Origin of the sequence: Mesorhizobium sp. M2E.F.Ca.ET.209.01.1.1, from assembly GCF_004010375.2 — a bacterium.
Taxonomy (GTDB): Bacteria; Pseudomonadota; Alphaproteobacteria; order Rhizobiales; family Rhizobiaceae; genus Mesorhizobium.
The window spans coordinates 1-396 of sequence record NZ_SADP02000308.1 but is presented as its reverse complement, the minus strand read 5'-3'; the positions used below and the strand labels follow the sequence as shown (position 1 = coordinate 396).

Annotated in this window: 1 protein-coding gene; it reads left to right on the top strand. The window is 68.4% G+C overall.

What is annotated here, in order from left to right:
• Positions 1-12: 12 nt before the first annotated feature.
• The coding region (locus tag EN852_RS35775; RefSeq protein ID WP_135879678.1) for a spore coat protein U domain-containing protein at positions 13-396 on the top strand (384 nt) is incomplete at its 3' end.

Below are 396 nucleotides of genomic sequence, written 5' to 3'. Positions count from 1 at the left end.
GGGAGGTTGTCCATGCGATTCCCAGTTCGATCCCCGCTGGGCTGGGCCCTGGCCGGGCTGCTGCTTTCCGGCCAGGCGCTGGCCGCCGACACCACCACCTTCAATGTCACCCTGGTGGTCACCAAGGCCTGCACCATCACGGCGGCGGCGGCCACCAACGTCGACTTCGGCACCGCGGCCTCGACCACCGCCACGCCCACCCTGGGCCAGGGCACGGTGACCGCGCAGTGCTCGGCACTGACGCCCTACACGATTGCGCTGAATGCGGGCGCCAACGCCGGTACCGCCAACGACGTCACCACCCGGCGCATGAAGAACACCAATGCCGCGGTGACCGCCAACAACTATGTCGGCTACCAGCTCTACCAGGATGCCGCGCATACCCTGGTCTGGGGC